Origin of the sequence: Kerstersia similis (assembly GCF_965139615.1) — a bacterium.
Taxonomy (GTDB): Bacteria; Pseudomonadota; Gammaproteobacteria; order Burkholderiales; family Burkholderiaceae_B; genus Kerstersia; species Kerstersia similis.
The window spans coordinates 1-15805 of sequence record NZ_CBCSIQ010000042.1 but is presented as its reverse complement, the minus strand read 5'-3'; the positions used below and the strand labels follow the sequence as shown (position 1 = coordinate 15805).

The following is a 15805-nucleotide window of genomic DNA, read 5'->3' as shown; positions in this document are numbered from 1 at the left end:
GCGGTTCCCTGCCGGTCGCCGTCGATCAGCCACACGTCACGCCCGGCCAGGGCGCGGGCAATGGCGATCTGAACCGCAAGGGTTGTCTTGCCTACGCCGCCTTTGGTGTTGCCTACGGTAATAATCACATAGCACCTCAAAAGGATATTAAATTGCAGTGCCATATTGTGCCGCCTTGGCGCGATGGCGTCAATATGTTTAGGGCATCTTTTGAATGTTCTTTTAATATCCTTAAAAGCTACTTTAGCCGCTAAATTTTGCGCCGCCGTTCCCGCTCCTGGTCGGCCAGCTCGCCGGGCCAGCTCGCCAGCTCGTCATCGGGGAGGGCCGCCAGGATTTGCGGCAGGCTCTGGGTTCGATACGGCGGCGGCGGCAGGTCGGCGGCCGCCAGGGCGTCGGCTTCGCTCAATGCGTCCTCGGCGAACGCACCACGTCGGCGGGCCTCGGTCTTTGTCACTTGCTCGCCACGCGCCAGCGCCCGGTAAAGGGTCGAACGATGCACGGCCAGCAGCTCGGCCGCTTCCTTCACCGTCCGGCCGTCACGGTCGATCAGCTCGCGGGCGTGCTCGATCTGCGCCGGGGTGAGGGTAGGGCGCGGGCCGAACTTCACGCCTCGGGCCTTGGCCGCTTCCCGGCCGTTCCTGGTGCGGTCGATGATTAGCGAACGCTCGAACTCGGCGATGCCGGCAAACACGGTCAGAACCATGCGGCCGGCCGGGCTGGTGGTGTCGGCCCACGGCTCGGCCAGGCTGCGCAGGCCAGCGCCGGCCGCCTGGATGCGCTCGGCAATGTCCAGCAGGTCGCGGGTGGATCGCGCCAGGCGGTCTAGCCTGGTCACGGTCACCACGTCGCCAGGCCGCAGGTGATCGAGCAGCCGGGCCAGCTCCGGCCGGTCGCGTCGGGTGCCAGTGACCTTCTCGGCAAAGATGCGCGAACAGCCGACGGCGGCCAGTTGCTCGCGCTGGTTGGTCAAGTCCTGGGCGTCGGTACTGACGCGGGCATAGCCCAGCAGCAGGCCGCCGGTTGCTAGGTCGAGCGTGCCGGGGGCGCTTCTGTCTCTCATGGCGTTTTGTCTCCGGTTCTAGTCGCAGGTATTCGGAATTATGCGACTAGAACATGCAACAAGAAAACACCAGGGAAAACGGGAAGACGGCGACGTGTCGCAAGATGCAGGACTTATGCGACACTTCATTGAATACTGACACTGTCAGTGCATAATACATACAGCGTCATTAAGAGGATGCGGAATGGAACAGACAAACTTCACCTGCCGCGTCGATGCAGACCTGAAACAAGCCTTCCTCCGAGCGGCCAAGGCAAACGACCGCTCGGCGTCGGTACTGATTCGGGACTTCATGCGCGACTACGTTCAAAGGTCGATCCAGGGACGGCAAGAAACCTTGCCGTTTGACTACCGGACACACGAGCGGAAAGAAGCGACATGCTGAAAAAGCGGCGAGCGTACCGGCGGCAACCGGGACGCTCGCCTAACCACAACTAGCCTTTCAAGGAGGCATAGCAATGGCTAAGAACACTTTACATGGCAAACGGACGAGATCCAGAACTGGACAACGAGGGAGAGGGACAGGAAGTCGAGGCGCAGGCTGCCGATGATGTTGCGCTGCGCCCTGGCCCCAATGCTGACAGCCCGGCCGATGTTGAGCGATACATCAGCGCCGAAGTGCGGGAGCTTTACGACGTGTATAGCTACCGGCACGCGGCCGCGATCCTGGCTAACTCCTTTCCTGACGAGTTGGCCGAGATCGAGGCGGCCTTACTCGCTTTCCGCATCACCACGCGGGACATTGGAACGCCTGGCGGGAATGAATCTGTCATGCCGAAGAAGTTTTCCCGCACCCTACGCCCGGCCGGTTGGGTCGAGTCGAGGATTCAGGGGGATCTGCTGGTGAGGATGCAGGAGTATGACGAAACATTCCTGCCTGACGGGAAGGTCAAGAAAGTGAAGCGGTCGGAAAGCACGCCGCGCATGATCGAGAACTTCATCGACGGCCACAAGATCGACTACGTGAAAGGTCGGGTGGCCTTCGATCTGGAATGGAACTCCAAGGATCAGACCTTTGACCGGGATTTGTATGCCCTGCGGGCCTTCCATGAATGCGGCCTGATAAGTGCCGGGGTCATGGTCACGCGCAGCGAGAAGCTAAACCCCGTCTTTGACGTAGTGCCCCAACTCAACAAAGCGGGCGAAGCAATCGGCAAGACCGTAAGAGCGAAATACGGTGCCAGCACGACATGGATGGGCAAGCTCCTGTATCGGCTCAACGCCGGCAGGCATGGCGGCTGCCCCGTCCTCGTGTTCGGCATCACACCGAAACTTATTGAGGACTGGAACCCACAATCATGACCAAGAAAAAGGCCGATACGGCACCAGACGCGGCGCGGGATTTGCTGGCCCGACATGGTGGCCAGCGCTTTCATACCATCCTGGCCGACCCTCCTTGGCAGTTCCAAAACCGCACAGGCAAGATGGCACCGGAACACAAGCGTCTGTCTCGCTACGGCACGATGAGCCTTGATGAAATCATGGCGCTGCCGGTTGAACAACTGACAGCCGACACGGCCCACCTCTATCTGTGGGTGCCTAATGCCTTGCTGCCCGAAGGAATCAAGGTGCTTGAAGCCTGGGGATTCACCTACAAAAGCAATCTCGTCTGGCACAAGATCCGCAAGGATGGCGGGCCGGATGGGCGCGGCGTTGGCTTCTACTTCCGCAACGTCACCGAACTGGTGCTGTTTGGTGTCCGTGGTAAGAACGCCAGAACGCTTGCGCCAGGCCGACGCCAAGTGAATTTCTTGGCGACTCAAAAGCGCGAACACTCGCGCAAGCCTGACGAGTTTTACGACATCGTGGAATCGTGCAGCCCTGGCCCTTACCTTGAACTTTTTGCACGCGGCCCACGTGATGGCTGGTCTGTGTGGGGCAACCAGGCCGATGAGTATTACCCGAACTGGCCGACCTACTCCAACCACTCTCAAGCTGATCGCATCACCCACAAAACAGGCCAGGCGACGGTTAGCTTAGCGGCACTGCCCGCTATCGACTGACCCAATCCTGAAGCAACAAAAGGGCGGCTCGATGGCCGCCCTTACTGCACCTGGTGGGTTGGCTACAGGCCGACCACGGCCAAGGCGCGATTGATCGGCACGATGTGGGTAAAGCCATGCGTGCTGCTGCTGACGATGCCCACGGCTTCGCCCCTGGCGTTGAACACCGGGCCGCCAGAGTTGCCGCCGGTGATGCGTGCATCCGTGTCCATCATGAGGGCCGGCGCGAACAAGCCCACGGCCACGCCGTACCGGCTGACAATGCCGGCGCTCATGGAGTAGTCCAGGCCAGCCGGCGAACCAATAGCCGCTATGGCCTGGCCCTGGCGGGGCAGGGCAGGGGCAATGCTTGCCGGCTGTCCTGGCTCGCCCTCGATCTCCAACAGGGCCACGTCGAAATGCTCCTGGCTGCGCACCACGCGGGCGCTGCGCCACTCGCCGCCGGCCAGCTTCACGCGCACGCTTTCGGTGTCGGCCAGGACATGCGCGGCCGTCAGGGCATGGCGGCCGTCGCCTACCAGGACGCCGGCGCCTCGCGTTTCCCAGGCGCGTTTCTGGTCATACTCGGCCCACCCATTCGCAACGGCCCGGATGCCGGACAGGGCGGCCGTGGCCGCGTTCTGTTGCACGCCAGGGATGAGCCAGGCGCGGTTTGCGCTGCCGTCGCCCATCGGACGGGGCATGACCGACACCATGACCACGGCAGGCATGGCCCGCTCGGCCACGGCCGACCAGTCGGGGACAGGGTAGGGGCGGGCGTCTATCACCAGTTCGTCGCCGGCCGCCGTGTCCGCCGTGGCAAGCTCGGCCTGATCCTGCTGCCCATCCTTCCAGCTCTCCACGTAGGCCCGCAGGGCGGCCACCTGGGCGTTTTCGTTCGCCTTGACGGTGGCAAGGGCGTAGCCGCCGCCGGTCAGGCCGACACCGGCCGCGATGTATGCCGCCAGGGCCGCGCGTCGCCAGGTCTTAACGCTGCTCATGCTGTGCGCTCCCAGCAATCAGGCCGCGCTGCATCAGGCGCTCGCCTGTGTCGTCGCCGGCTTTCAGGAACTCGCCGTGCGCCTGGTACGCCTCGGCCAGCATCCAGGCCGCGCCGGCCAGGGCCACCAGGGCAGCCGCGAAGGTCGCCCGATATTTCGTTAGCTCCCGGCTCTGGCGGCCGGTAACATTGGTGTCAGCCATGATTTCACCTCTATGTCAGGTGGGGTTGTGGTTAGGTGCCTTGGGTCGGTTGCCGCCGCCCTTGGCACCGCCTTTAGCGGCTAAAGCTGCGGGCTTGCTCCCGGTCGCGTGCCGCCTTCTCCTTGAACCGTTCGGCGATCTCCCGCGCCCTGGCTGCTTTCACCTGGTCGCCGTTCTCGTTGTCCCGGTTCAATTCCTTTGCCAGCGTCTTTGCCTGCTGGCCGTTGATCTCGTTCAGCTCGACCTTTTGGCCGGCGTCCAGCTCGAAGCTCTGGCCCTCGATGCTCTGCGCCGCCAGGGCGGCGGCCTGGCCGTGGCGCTCCAGGCGCTCCATGTCCTTCGCTTCCCGGCGGGCCTGCGCCTGCTCGATCTGCTTGGCGTAACTGGCGGCCAGCTCGTCGTTTGTAGGCTCGGTGCGTTCGTCGTTCATCGTGTCCTCCTTGCGTTGAGTGGTTGCCTATCGGCTGAGGCCGCCACGGTCACGCCCTTGGAACAGCTCGCGGTCGCGGGCTGCTGCCTTCGGGTCGCGGCTGTACCGCTCGGCCATTTCCTGCTGCATCCGTTCTGCCGCCTGGGCCTGCTGCGTGGCAGGCAGGGCGTTGAATCGCTCGATCTGCTCGCGCAGCTCGGGGGCCAGGCTCTGCCACTTGGAACCGCGATCTTTCATCGCGGGGGAACCTACCCGCCGCTCGGCCGCCAGGGCCTTGAACTTGCTCACGGCCTGCTTGGCAAGGCCCACGGCCACCGCATTGACCTGGACGGCCGCCGGCCGCTCGGCCTGGCGCTCGACCTTGGCCGGCGACGGCTGCGACAGGCCAGCAAAGGCCCGGCGCTGGCCTTCCTGCATGATGGCTGCGGCGTGGTGCCGTGGATCTTTCCCGGCCGCCTGAAACTCCTGGGCCACGGCAAGCTGCGCACGGGCCACGTCCAGGGCCAGGCCGCCGCCGGCCGCCTCGGCACGCTCGACACTGGCCCGGAATCCGGCCAGGGCGTCGGGGGCCTGCTGCTCGGCTTGCGGGCGCTGCTGCGAGGCGGCCAGCTCGCCGCGCTCCTGGGCCACCTTCTGGCGGAACCGCTCGGCGATTTCCCGCGCCTTGCGTGCTTTCTCGTCCTCTGGCGTGCTCTCGACCTGCTGCTGCGGCATGGCTGGCTTGCCGGCAATGTCGGTGGCCGGCATGAGGTCGGGACGGCCGTGGCGTTCCAAGCCTCGGCGCAGGGCATCGCGCATCCGGCCCGCCAGGTGGGCCACCTTGGCCCGGCCGCGCTCGACCCAGCGCCGCAACACGCTTTCGCTGTCGAAGCCGCGCTGTTCTGCGAAGTCGGGCAGATAGTCCAGCGTGCTTTCCTTCGGCCGCTGTCGGCCCATCACCTGGGCCAACTTGCCGGCGGCCAGTTCCTCGGCAGTCTGCACGTGCCAGGTGTTGCGCTCCACCATCCGCCCATCGGGCAGGCGCACAGTTTGAGCGCCGCCATGCGCCAGGCCGATACGGTCGCCGATCTGTGCGCCGCTGTCGGCAATGGCACGTTCCAAATCAACGCCCCAAATGGTGTGCCGTTCGCCCTTGTCGTTCTCCAGCGTGGCGAAGTAGGACAGGCCGTTTTTCGGGTCGTGCTCGTAGGGCGCTGCGCCGTGATCGACCAGGCGGCCCGCTCGGCGGTCGGTGAAGTCATCAGCGCCGGCAAACAGGGTCACGGCCTCGCGGTGGCGGGTCATGCCGACATAGGCCAGGCTGCGATCCATGCCGGGGGTCGCCAGCAGATAGGCGCGATCCACGGTCACGCCCTGGGCCTTGTGGATCGTGACGGCGTAGCCGTGATCGACGGCCGCATATTGCTCGGCGCTGAACTCGCGCATTTCGCCACTATCCAGGCGCACGGCCAGGCGGCCATTTTCGGCCCGCTCGACGGTGCCAAGGGTGCCGTTTTTCACGTCCAGCTCGCGGTCGTTACGCAAGAACACCAGGCGGTCGCCCTGGGCAAATTCGCGGCCGCCGCGCTCGGTCATAAACCGGGCAATGCCGGCCAGCTCACCGCGCTCCTTGCGGGCCTCGCGCACCGCCTCATTGAGTGCCTGCACGTCTGCATTGCTGTGGGCCAGGATGATTTGACTGCCCGTGCCTTGGTCGGCCACGTAGGCCGCCGCCAGGGCGTCGCGTGCTGCCTCCCGGCTGCCGTGGATTTGGACGTGGCCGCGCTCGGCGTAGGCCGCCAGTCCATCGACCACGGAACCCCGCGCAAGCTGCTGGCCGGCCTCGCGCATCCAGGCGTGTTTCTGCCGGCGTACCTCTGTGATTTCGGCCGCTCGGACGCGCTGCACCACGCCACGGAATGCTGCGCCGGCCTCGATGGCAGCAAGCTGTTTATCGTCGCCCAGCAGGACGACTTTTGCCCCGGCCTGCTCGGCGGCTTTCAGCACGCGGCCAAGCTGGCGGCTGCCGATCATGCCCGCCTCGTCGATCACCAGGACGTCGCGGCTGGTTAGCTTGTCCTGGCCGTTCTTCCAGGCATATTCCAGGCTCGCCAGGGTGCGGCTTTCGATGCCGCTGCCGGCCTGCAATTCGTCGGCTGCCTTGCCGGCCAGGGCCGCGCCACGCACGTTGTAGCCGGCCGCCTCCCACGCCTCACGGGCAACCTTCATGCTGAACGATTTGCCGGTACCGGCGTCACCGATCACCACGGCCAAACTGCCGGCCTGCGTGACGTGGCGCACGGCGTTTTTCTGCTCGTCCGAAAGGGTGCCGACTCCATCAATGGCGGCATTCACGATGGCCGTGGAAACGCCATGCTTGCCGCTGCCAGCCAGACGCTCGGCGCTCGCCACCATTGCCCGCTCGGTGTCGATCATTTCGCGGGTAGAGAACTTGGCCGGATGGCGGCCTATGGCCGGCTCCAATTCGATCAGGTGCGGCGAGTTTTCCAGCTTCGCTAGAAGCGCCTGGAACTGCTCGGCGTCGTCAATGTAGCGGTTCAGCTCGGCGGCAATCTCCCTGCGGCTGAAAACCGCCTGGGTGGCCGTGATTTTGTCCAGGATGATTTCGGGCCGCTCGGTAATCTGGCGGGCTTGTTCCTGCCGGTCTGCGTTGTGCAGGTCGATGCGCTCCACGCCTTCCAGGCCGCGCCGCTGCATCGCCACAGCATCGGTGCCAATGTGACGGGTCGGGGTTAGCTCGATGCCCTGGTCGGCATAGCTGCGGTGATCGACGCGGGCGCTAATGCCGGCCCGCTCCAATGCCTCGTTTGTCAGCTCAGCCCACTCGCGGCGAATGTCGGTAATGTCGCCCTGGCTGGTGCCTGGAATGCCCGCCTTCTGCCTGTCTTTGTTCGCCAGCTCGATGACGGCCTTAGCGCCTAGCGTTCCATCCGCGCCAATGGTGCGCGTGGTCGCCAGCATGTGAACGTGAAAATTCCGGTCGTCGCCTTCCCTGTCCGGGGCGTGGATGCAGACATCCACGGCCACGCCGTAGCGGTCGGCGATAGCCTGCCCCATGCGCGTTGCCAGCTCGCGCCGGTCGGCTTCGTTCAGCTCGTGCGGCAGGGCCGCCCGCCACTCGCGGGCCACTCGCGCATCCTTGCGCTTCTCGGCGGCTTCGGCGGCATTCCACAAGGCGGCGCGCTCGGGAACCGGCACGCCTGCGGGCGTGACGATCTCGGCCGACAGGACGCCACCTTTCCGGGTGAAGTCGAACACTTCCCCGGTGCGCTCATCTACCAGCTTCGACGCAGACCGATAGGCGGCAGCAGCCACGGCGCTATGCCCGGCTGCCCGTCCTATCGTGTGCGTGTTCAGGTGATAGATCGCCATATCTTCCCTTGGCGTTTTAGCCGCTAAAAAGGGGTGCCGGGGTATCCCCGGCCGCATGAGGGTTGCGCAGCAACCCGTAAGTGCGCATTTCGCTTTCGCTCATGACTATACCACCGCCGGCACTTCCCCGCCACAGGCTCCGGTGCTACCATCGAAGGGGCATAAACCGCCATTCAGCAAAGGAGAAAACAACATGGCACGAAAGACCCTTTCCGAGCGCAAGGCCGAGAAGCTGGCCGAACTGAACCGCATCAAGGCAGAACTGGCCGAACTGGAAAGCAAGGCCGCCGAACGAATCGGCAAGCTCGCCATCGCAGCCGGCCTCGGTGATCTGGACATTGACGAAGCAACTTTGCGCAAGGAGTTCGAGGCGCTTGCCTCCAAGTTTCGCGGCCCCAAAAACGCCCCGGCTCCGACCGTCCAAGCTGCTCCGGCTCCGTCAGCGAATAGCGCGAACTGAACGCGAGTTAGGACGGTTCATGATGAACGCCAGAAGGGAGGAAACGCGGCGCAAGATTCAGCTTGGCGGCCTGGTCATCAAAGCCGGTATGGATGAGTATCCGGCAGCCGTGATCCTGGGCGCTCTGTCACTGGCTGCGAAGGCCCTAAAGGGGGAAAACTCCGTAGCGACTTTTGCGCGACTTCAGGCCGCTGGTGATGCTCTGTTTTCGAGCGATGAGAGCGGCGGCAACCGCTCTTAGGCGCTCTTTTTTCAACCTGACATAGAGGTGTGAAATGCTCGACATTGAGGACGTTTTTCAAAGGGTTTGGGCCGCCGTGGTGGCGGTGTTTTTCGGCGCGTTCGTGCTGTCCCTGGCGAACACTGCGCACGCTGGCGTTTTCCCGGAATGCAGCCCGGCAATTGAGGCCGCGAAGCTCGGCGACGTGCCCGATGCTGACGCCTGGGTGAAGCGCATTTGTGACGCGCAGAATGCGACGCTAGCGCAGTGGGAAAAGACGCTGCAAGTGCTGGACGTAGGACAACAAGATTTGTCGATAGCAACCAATGCCGGCGATTGGCAGGCATACCGGGTCAAGTGGACTGAATTGCTGCCCGTCATGCAGCAACTGGAAGCGGCCGCCATGGAAAACCGGACGGCGGCGGGCGCGGCCAATCTGTTGAGCCTGTACCGCTCCGATCTTGGCCTTTTCCTGCAAAACTCCGGCCTCGGTACGGCTGGCAATCTGGACGATTTCAGCGCCCGGATTCTGGCCGGCCTGGAGGGTGCCACGCCAGCCGCAGCGGCCACGGCTGGCGTGCGGGTTGCGCAGCAGTCAGTGATGCGGGGAATTGAGCTTGCAACGGGCTTGGGCCAGGCGGCCGGTGATGCCGTCATGGCCGACTATCGCGCCCAGGTGCAGAAGCGGGCCGCTGATCGCATGGAACAGATGACCGGCTCGTCGGTGTCGGGCTATTTCGGCGGCTTCTGGCAACGCATCAAGACGGTTTCCGGGGCCTGGCTGTTTTACCTGGTCGTCGCTACCTTCGTCGGCGCGTGGCTGGCCCATAAGCGCAAGCAAAACCCGGTGACGGCAGGCATCACGATCGGCCTGGCATTCCTGGTTCCGTCCATCGCGGCGGTGCTTCTATTCGTGTTCGTGCCGTACATTCCTGGCTGGTTCATCGCGGCTGCCACCATCGCCGGCACGGTGGCAACGTACATCTACCCGCAGCATGTTTTCGGCTGGCTGATTCGTGCCGTTGGCCCTGATTCGACTACCGGCAAGCGCCTGCGCGTGATCCTGGCGACGTTCGAGCACATGCGCGGCCAGGTGCAGCCCTCCGCGCCGGTGGCGGCGGTCGGTGCAGCGGTCGCCACGGTTGAAAGCAGCACGCACGGTTCGGCCCGTTGGGGCACGGTCGAGGAAATGCGCCAGGGCGGCCACCTAGTCGCGCCAGGAAAACCGGCCGGCTTCGCCTTGGGTCGTGTGCCGGCTGCGCCTGCTGGCCTGGATGCCCGTTTCCGCTTTACCGGCCACGTGGTGACGGTCGCGCCTACCGGCTCCGGTAAGGGCATCGGCGCGGTAATTCCGAACCTCCTGGACTATCCCGGCTCTGCCCTGGTGCTCGACGTGAAGGGTGAAAACGCGGCCGTGACGGCTCGCGCTCGCCAGCAGCTCGGCCAGGCGGTCTATGTGGTCGATCCGTTCGGGGTCAATGGTGACGGCGGTGCTGCCTTCAATGTCCTGGATCGCCTGGATGTGTGGAACCCGGATTGCGTGAGCGAATCGGCGATCCTGGCCGATGCCTTGGTGATCTCTGAGAGCAAGGGCGATGGCGTGCATTTCGATGAGTCGGCCAAGAACTTCCTGCAAGGCTTGATGCTGCACGTTGCCGGCCTGGATGACGTGGAGCGCCGGAACCTGGGCGAGCTGCGCCGGCTACTGACGGCTGGCGAGGATGAATTTTTCGGAACGCTCGGGGCGATGGCGGCCGATGAAACGGCCGCCTTCGGCATCCCGGCCAGGGCGGCAAATACGCTCATGGGCATGGCCGACAAAGAGCGTGGTTCGGTGCTCTCCACGGCTCGCCGGAATACGGCATTCCTGGACGATCCGCGCATTGCGGCCGCGCTATCGCGCAGTGACTTCGACCTGTCAGCAATCAAGGCCAATCCGATGACGGTGTATCTGGTCATGCCGGCAAACCGGATCGGGCCTAATGCCCGCTTCCTGCGGCTGTTCATCAGCTCGGTGATTGCCTCGATCACGGCAAGCAATGTGCAGCCGACGCACCGGGTCGCCTTCCTGCTCGATGAGTTCGCCCAGCTCGGCTACATGAAGCAGATCGAGGACGCGGTAAGCCTCATGCGCGGCTATGGCCTGGCCTTCTGGGTGTTCATCCAGGACTTGAGCCAGCTCAAGGGTGTCTATCCGAAGTGGCAAACCTTCCTGGCGAACAGCGCCAAGTCCTTCTACGGGACGGATGACTACGACACGGCCAAGTACATCAGCGACAGCTTGGGCAAGGCCACGATTGAGTTTGAAACCCACAATCAAGGCAAGTCGAGCGGGGGGAACTACGGCGGCAGCGACAGCGGCAGCGGCAGCTTTGGCCGCAATAGCGGCAAGTCGAGCGGCACGAGCCAGCAATTCACCAGTCGCGAACTGCTGACGCCTGACGAAGTGATGCGCCTCGGGCCTGAGCATCCGATTGTCCTGGTGCGTGGCGAACGGCCGTACCTGCTGGATCGGTTGAACTACCTCACCGATGCAGAGTATGCGGGCCTGTTCGACCCGAACCCTTACCACAGCTAAGGGGGTGACGCATGGCGGGCATCATCGCGGCCGTTGTCGGTGTCATCGTCCTGGCGTGGTTCCTGCGCCGGCTGTTCCCGGCGTTGTTCGCTGCGGTGTTTGTCCTGGCTGCGCCGGTGTGGCTGGTCGGCGGCTTCCTGGTCGATCTGCTGCGCCGACCGCTGGCCTTCCTGCGGCCGCTCGGTCTCGGCCTGGCCCGCCTGCTCGGCCTCGTCGTGGTGCTGCCGCTGCTGCCGTTCATCTTCGCCTGGTCGTTCCTGGCTGAACTTTTCCGGCCGTCGCGGCAACCTCCGGCCCCGGTGCAAGCGGCCGCCAGACGCACGGCTGACGTGATCGACCTGGCGGCCTGGCGCAAAAAGAACTCAAAAACTCACACACGTAAATGATGTTATGAGTTTTTAAGTCTGCCCCTCAAGTGTCAATAAAGGCCGACGAGCGCCCAGCGTTCCCGGCCTTTTCTTCGTCTGCGGGCTGCCTTTTTGACACTTGGCGGGCCGGGTTTATTGACTCTTGGGGGGCGCTTCGCGGCGGTGTTGCGCCCGCCATTCCCACGGCGGCACCGGGGCGGCATCGCTCCACAGGCCGCGCCTGGCCGCTCGCGCTTCATCCTGGATCGCATACAGCGTGCGGTCGGTCGCGTAGCGGTCGAACACCCAGGCCATGCCGCGCCTGACCTGTTCGGCGCTGGTGTCGATCCCGCCGCAGCTCACGCGGCCGATGGCGCGGCCGTAGCGGTCGTGTCCCCTGTCCTCGATGACGGCCTCGCGGCCGAAGCAAAGGCCGGAAAGGGACTGCTTCGAGCGTTGGCCGAAGGGCTGCCCTTTTTCCGGGGCGTCGATCTCGGCCAGTCGTATGCGGTGCTCCTGACGCCCGGCGTCAAGAACGGCCAGGGTGTCGCCATCCATGACCGCCACCACCCGGCCGCGCAGCTCTCCGCCCTGGGCAGCGGCCGCCAGCGCGAACAGGCACCCGGCCAGCATGGCGCGGATCACTTGCGCCCCCTGCCCTGCCCCTCGGACGGAGCCAGGCGGGCGATGAGGGCGGCCATCTGCTCGCTGGAAGCTTCCAGACGGCCGCGCAGCGTGGCGGCTTCTTCCCGTGCCTCAGCGAGCGCCTGCCGGGCCTGGGCGGATTCATGGTGCGCCCTGTCCAGCTCGGTGCGCAGCTCGGCGGCTCTGGCCTCGGCGGTGTGCGCCTGCTCCTGGGCGGCGGCCAACTGGTTGCGCAGATCGTCGGCCTCGATGCGTGCGGCCTGCTCGGCCGCCTCGATGGACGCCAGGCGGGATTGCAGTTCCTCGACCTGGGCGGCCAGGCGGTCGGCAAGCTCGGTGGCCTCGGCCCGGTCGGCTTCCAGGTCGGCGCGGGCCTTGTCTAGCGCCTCGCGCTCGGCTGCCAGGCGGGCGTTTGCCAGCTCCAGGGCGATGCTCCAGACCTCGGCCCCGACCTCTGCCAGCCGGTCGGCCACGGCTTGCGGTGCCGGCTCGCGTAGCGGCGTGGCCTGGGCGGCCTGGCGGGCCTTCCACTCATTCAGCACTGGGCTGATAGTCGTATAGCTGCCGCCGGTTATCTGGCGGATGGCCTCAAGCGTGGGCTTCTGGCCGGCGGCGGCCAACTGGTCGGCTGCTTCAAAAATCTGTTCCTTCGTGACGGCCATGATGCGTTCCTGTAAAAATGTAGCGTTGTAGTATGTTGTATAATACTACAACATACTACAATTTACAATCCTACAGCGAAACGCTACGCGCCGGCCCCAGCGGGGTCGGCGGCCCGGCGCACCTGATCGGCGAATTTGACCGCGTAGGACGCCCGTAGAGGGGTTTTCAGGGGTTGGTGCACCTACCCCATTACCTAGCCCCGTTTCGCGCATCCTGCGCGATCCTGTGCGGTCTGTTGTGCCTCCTTGTTGGCGGTTGCCGCCCACCCTTCCCTTGGCGTTCAACCTTGCGGCCTTCCAGGCTGCACGGTCGGTCGGTGTTGGGCACGGCCTTTGGGTCTGCTGTTCTTACTGCTAAACCTTTGCGGCGGTGGAACTAGCAGGGTGCCCAAAATGGGCACAGGCGGTAGAGCTGGCACCGGCGCGGCGTGCCGCGCCTGGTAGATGCCTGGCCGTAGGCCAGCCATTTTTGAGCGGCCATCGGCCGCGATAGGCCGACGCGAAGCGGCGGGGCGAAGGGAGCGAAGCGACCGGAGGGTAGGCGCGCCCGTAGGGCGTTGCGGCGGTTCGGTTTGCGCTACCGGTTGGTTTTTCCACAGATTTGGCCTGCCAACTACAGGTAAGTATTTATAGGAAAAACTTAAAGGCAATACCGTACCGGTTTAGGGGGGGGGCGATCTAACGNGGATAAGTTCGGTTATCCACGGGGTTTATCCCCAGTTCGGCCCGTTCTGGGGTGGTTACGTGGGCAGGTAACACCAGAAACGGAGCGGCCGCCTCGATCTCGGGCGGCCGACGTGATGCAAGGGGGGGGGGCGATGTATCGGAGTTTAGCTAAACCGATGGGCCGCCCTTGTAGGGGATTGGTGGCGGTGAGCTGACCAGCAGCAGGCCACCGGTGACGGGTTTCACCTTCGCTTGTGGATAGACGGCCAGCACCTTCTTGAGCGCCGGCAAAAATTCCTTCTTGAAATCCTTGTCCGGGTCTTTGCCCCGGTACTCCTGCGCGAACTGCTCGCGCAGCGCCTTCCAGTGCAGCGTGACGCCTCGGCCTCCAATGCGGTGCAGCCGGTGGGCCAGCCAGGTGTAAACGTCCAGCGCAAGCGCAGAACCTTTCAGGGCCATCAGGGCGCGATTGTCCAGCGGGACGGCGCTATCCATCAGCGAGTTGAAATAGCCCTCTGATAGAACCATCGTACCGGGCCAAAGTGATTTCTGTTGCGCGTCACCGTTCGCCAGCCAGGCATCGAACTGTTCGACGGGCTGGCCGTTGTAGGTGCGCCCCTTGAATCCAAGTTGCAGGCGGCAAGCGGCCAGAGCGTGCATTTGACGGCGCAAGGTGGTGTAACGCGCCCCCTGGTCATCCATGCCCATGAGCCGCAAGAACTCGGCCGCGCTGTCGCCGATGGGAATTTCCCGCGTGTTGTCTCGCTTGGCGTAGCTGGACACCCAGGCAAGCGCCAGGCGCGGCATAACGCCATAGGGGATAGGTTGCAGAACCGGCCCCCTGCCCTCGTCCAGATAACCGGCCTGGACATTCACCCAGGCCGCGCCAGACTGGCGCATGAACTCGCGGCCCTCGACCTTGGCACGTGGCAAACCGACTTGGCACAGCACAGCATGAGTGAAAGCCATGTCCTCGCCGCTCGGCGGGTTGGTGGCGATCTCTGCGCCGGCCTCGATCAGCTTTTGGTCTTGCTCGGTCAGGATGATGCTGGCCGGGGTGATCTTGGCCCCAGCGCGGGGCTTCCTGGTCTTGGCATCTGCCTTGGCCTGCGCCTTCACGATCAGGCCGCCCAAAATGTCGCCGAGCTGTTGCGCCCCCTGTCCATCCCGCTTCTTGTTCATGGTTTCGCCCTTTAGCCGCTAAAAATTGCCTTTGGATATTAAAAAAACCTTCTTAGAAGATTGTTTAGCTCTGGAAAATGTTGCCTTCCAGTGCGTTGAAAATCGCCATGTTGATGATCGCGGCGCGGGCCTGGCCGGTGCGGTTGGCGACTTCATCGACCTTGCGCAGCAGGTCGGGCGAAATGGTCAAAGTGATCTGCCGCTTGTTGCCCTTGGCGATGCCCTTTTCATAGACTGCGGCCTTGGCGTTCTCGGTCTTGGCGTCGGGTGCGCCCTGGATGAAAGCATCGGCGGCTGGGGTGGTCTTGGGTTTGCGCTGGATTACCATTTCAAAAACTCCTGTTACGCGATTTTTTGGATATTAAAAAGCGATGCAATGAGGCTATCAATCTCGGCTATCGCTTTCGGGTCGCGTGGGGCCAGCTCGGACACGGCCAGGCCCGCGCCGCCGGCGTTGCTGAACGCTTTACGGCGGCGGATGGGGGTTGGCAGATACTCGAACTGCGGCACCTCGGCCACGGCGGCGGCCGCGTCGGCGTTGTCGGCCGAATGCTCGCCGGGGTCGGCCTGGTTCATCACGGCATAGCAGCGCAGGCCGTCGCGCACACTGCGGGCCTCATCGACCAGCGCGGCCATATCGTCCAGCGCCCACACGTCATAGGAACGCGGCGCGAATGGCACCAGCAGAACATCGGACAAGACCAGCGCGGCCCGTAGCGCGGTCGAGTCGCGGCCGCCAGCGTCAATGATGATGTCCTGCCACTTGTCCCGCTGTTGCTGCACCTGGCCGCGCAAGGCCGGGCCGTCCGCATACTGGGCGCACGCGATGCCGGGCTGGCGGCCAGCTTCGGCCCGTGCCGCGATGGCGGCGGCGGCGGTTCCCTGCCGGTCGCCGTCGATCAGCCACACGTCACGCCCGGCCAGGGCGCGGGCAATGGCGATCTGAACCGCAAGGGTTGTCTTGCCTACGCCGCCTTTGGTGTTGCCTACGGTAA

General features: G+C 64.4%; 18 protein-coding genes. 7 read left to right on the top strand and 11 right to left on the bottom strand.

Translation table 11 applies throughout. The features are described 5' to 3' along the window. Together ACNA1V_RS17075 and ACNA1V_RS17070 are read right to left on the bottom strand one after the other, a co-directional pair. Positions 1-164, bottom strand: a 164-nt coding sequence (locus ACNA1V_RS17075; protein ID WP_462937410.1) for a ParA family protein, incomplete at its 3' end; no start/stop codon positions are given. An 86-nt stretch (positions 165-250) separates the two neighbouring features. Next, positions 251-1063 (bottom strand): recombinase family protein, encoded by an 813-nt coding sequence (locus ACNA1V_RS17070; RefSeq protein WP_415834779.1) that lies wholly within the window; start codon positions 1061-1063, stop codon positions 251-253. Positions 1064-1247: 184 nt separating this feature from the next. Between ACNA1V_RS17070 and ACNA1V_RS17065 the strand changes: the two genes are divergently transcribed. The 3 genes from ACNA1V_RS17065 (at position 1248) to ACNA1V_RS17055 (ending at position 3066) form a co-directional block, all read left to right on the top strand. After that, positions 1248-1448: a CopG family ribbon-helix-helix protein gene (locus ACNA1V_RS17065; RefSeq protein WP_415834778.1), complete on the top strand. Its 201-nt coding sequence runs from the start codon at positions 1248-1250 to the stop codon at positions 1446-1448. Positions 1449-1540: 92 nt separating this feature from the next. Beyond that, positions 1541-2365 carry a BglII/BstYI family type II restriction endonuclease gene (locus ACNA1V_RS17060; protein ID WP_415834777.1) on the top strand — a complete coding sequence of 275 codons (825 nt, stop codon included), beginning with the start codon at positions 1541-1543 and terminating at the stop codon, positions 2363-2365. Next, positions 2362-3066, top strand: a complete 705-nt coding sequence (locus tag ACNA1V_RS17055) for an MT-A70 family methyltransferase (RefSeq protein ID WP_415834776.1) — start codon at positions 2362-2364, stop codon at positions 3064-3066. Before ACNA1V_RS17060 ends, ACNA1V_RS17055 begins: the two co-directional genes overlap by 4 nt. A gap of 62 nt (positions 3067-3128) precedes the next feature. Here the strand turns inward: ACNA1V_RS17055 and ACNA1V_RS17050 are convergent, their stop codons facing one another. The 4 genes from ACNA1V_RS17050 to traA all read right to left on the bottom strand — a co-directional run bounded on the left by ACNA1V_RS17050 (position 3129) and on the right by traA (position 8050). After that, positions 3129-4046 (bottom strand): S1C family serine protease, encoded by a 918-nt coding sequence (locus tag ACNA1V_RS17050; RefSeq protein ID WP_415834775.1) that lies wholly within the window; start codon positions 4044-4046, stop codon positions 3129-3131. Then, positions 4033-4248, bottom strand: a complete 216-nt coding sequence (locus ACNA1V_RS17045; RefSeq protein ID WP_101979493.1) for a hypothetical protein — start codon at positions 4246-4248, stop codon at positions 4033-4035. The genes ACNA1V_RS17050 and ACNA1V_RS17045 overlap by 14 nt, the downstream gene beginning before the upstream one ends. Positions 4249-4321: 73 nt before the next feature. Beyond that, the gene (locus ACNA1V_RS17040; protein WP_025786812.1) at positions 4322-4678 is read right to left on the bottom strand and encodes a hypothetical protein; all 357 of its coding nucleotides are present in this window, start codon (positions 4676-4678) and stop codon (positions 4322-4324) included. 27 nt (positions 4679-4705) lie between these two features. After that, positions 4706-8050 carry a Ti-type conjugative transfer relaxase TraA gene (traA, locus tag ACNA1V_RS17035; RefSeq protein ID WP_101979494.1) on the bottom strand — a complete coding sequence of 1115 codons (3345 nt, stop codon included), beginning with the start codon at positions 8048-8050 and terminating at the stop codon, positions 4706-4708. A 193-nt stretch (positions 8051-8243) separates the two neighbouring features. On the opposite strand from traA, the gene ACNA1V_RS17030 reads away from it, so the two are divergent. From ACNA1V_RS17030 to ACNA1V_RS17015, 4 genes are read left to right on the top strand one after another with little or no spacing between them, the layout of a single operon-like run. Next, positions 8244-8510, top strand: coding sequence for a TraC family protein (locus ACNA1V_RS17030; protein WP_025786856.1), 267 nt, complete (start codon positions 8244-8246; stop codon positions 8508-8510). Positions 8511-8529: 19 nt separating this feature from the next. After that, entirely contained in the window at positions 8530-8751 is a 222-nt protein-coding gene (locus ACNA1V_RS17025) for a conjugal transfer protein TraD (protein ID WP_171537305.1), read from the top strand. 34 nt (positions 8752-8785) lie between these two features. Beyond that, a complete protein-coding gene (locus ACNA1V_RS17020) occupies positions 8786-11308 on the top strand; it encodes a type IV secretory system conjugative DNA transfer family protein (protein ID WP_415834774.1) in 2523 nt (840 codons plus the stop codon). A gap of 11 nt (positions 11309-11319) precedes the next feature. Then, positions 11320-11694 (top strand): hypothetical protein, encoded by a 375-nt coding sequence (locus ACNA1V_RS17015; protein WP_101979496.1) that lies wholly within the window; start codon positions 11320-11322, stop codon positions 11692-11694. Between the two features lie 114 nt (positions 11695-11808). On the opposite strand, the gene ACNA1V_RS17010 is transcribed toward ACNA1V_RS17015, so the two are convergent. The 5 genes from ACNA1V_RS17010 to ACNA1V_RS16990 form a co-directional block, all read right to left on the bottom strand. Then, positions 11809-12300 carry a thermonuclease family protein gene (locus ACNA1V_RS17010; RefSeq protein ID WP_219619306.1) on the bottom strand — a complete coding sequence of 164 codons (492 nt, stop codon included), beginning with the start codon at positions 12298-12300 and terminating at the stop codon, positions 11809-11811. Beyond that, a complete protein-coding gene (locus ACNA1V_RS17005; protein WP_101979497.1) occupies positions 12297-12962 on the bottom strand; it encodes a DNA-binding protein in 666 nt (221 codons plus the stop codon). The genes ACNA1V_RS17010 and ACNA1V_RS17005 overlap by 4 nt, the downstream gene beginning before the upstream one ends. A gap of 834 nt (positions 12963-13796) precedes the next feature. Beyond that, on the bottom strand, positions 13797-14810 hold the full coding sequence (locus ACNA1V_RS17000; protein WP_415834773.1) for a replication protein RepA: 1014 nt from the start codon (positions 14808-14810) through the stop codon (positions 13797-13799). Positions 14811-14874: 64 nt separating this feature from the next. Next, the gene (locus ACNA1V_RS16995) at positions 14875-15138 is read right to left on the bottom strand and encodes a ribbon-helix-helix domain-containing protein (RefSeq protein WP_415834772.1); all 264 of its coding nucleotides are present in this window, start codon (positions 15136-15138) and stop codon (positions 14875-14877) included. Between the two features lie 14 nt (positions 15139-15152). Then, positions 15153-15805 (bottom strand): AAA family ATPase (locus tag ACNA1V_RS16990; RefSeq protein WP_415834771.1); only part of this gene is annotated, 653 nt, incomplete at its 5' end.

Coding starts and splice junctions, on each gene's coding strand:
- ACNA1V_RS17070 (WP_415834779.1), bottom strand. CDS start 1,063: ATGAGAGACAGAAGCGCCCCCGGCACGCTCGACCTAGCAACCGGCGGC.
- ACNA1V_RS17065 (WP_415834778.1), top strand. CDS start 1,248: ATGGAACAGACAAACTTCACCTGCCGCGTCGATGCAGACCTGAAACAA.
- ACNA1V_RS17060 (WP_415834777.1), top strand. CDS start 1,541: ATGGCAAACGGACGAGATCCAGAACTGGACAACGAGGGAGAGGGACAG.
- ACNA1V_RS17055 (WP_415834776.1), top strand. CDS start 2,362: ATGACCAAGAAAAAGGCCGATACGGCACCAGACGCGGCGCGGGATTTG.
- ACNA1V_RS17050 (WP_415834775.1), bottom strand. CDS start 4,046: ATGAGCAGCGTTAAGACCTGGCGACGCGCGGCCCTGGCGGCATACATC.
- ACNA1V_RS17045 (WP_101979493.1), bottom strand. CDS start 4,248: ATGGCTGACACCAATGTTACCGGCCGCCAGAGCCGGGAGCTAACGAAA.
- ACNA1V_RS17040 (WP_025786812.1), bottom strand. CDS start 4,678: ATGAACGACGAACGCACCGAGCCTACAAACGACGAGCTGGCCGCCAGT.
- traA (WP_101979494.1), bottom strand. CDS start 8,050: ATGGCGATCTATCACCTGAACACGCACACGATAGGACGGGCAGCCGGG.
- ACNA1V_RS17030 (WP_025786856.1), top strand. CDS start 8,244: ATGGCACGAAAGACCCTTTCCGAGCGCAAGGCCGAGAAGCTGGCCGAA.
- ACNA1V_RS17025 (WP_171537305.1), top strand. CDS start 8,530: ATGATGAACGCCAGAAGGGAGGAAACGCGGCGCAAGATTCAGCTTGGC.
- ACNA1V_RS17020 (WP_415834774.1), top strand. CDS start 8,786: ATGCTCGACATTGAGGACGTTTTTCAAAGGGTTTGGGCCGCCGTGGTG.
- ACNA1V_RS17015 (WP_101979496.1), top strand. CDS start 11,320: ATGGCGGGCATCATCGCGGCCGTTGTCGGTGTCATCGTCCTGGCGTGG.
- ACNA1V_RS17005 (WP_101979497.1), bottom strand. CDS start 12,962: ATGGCCGTCACGAAGGAACAGATTTTTGAAGCAGCCGACCAGTTGGCC.
- ACNA1V_RS17000 (WP_415834773.1), bottom strand. CDS start 14,810: ATGAACAAGAAGCGGGATGGACAGGGGGCGCAACAGCTCGGCGACATT.
- ACNA1V_RS16995 (WP_415834772.1), bottom strand. CDS start 15,138: ATGGTAATCCAGCGCAAACCCAAGACCACCCCAGCCGCCGATGCTTTC.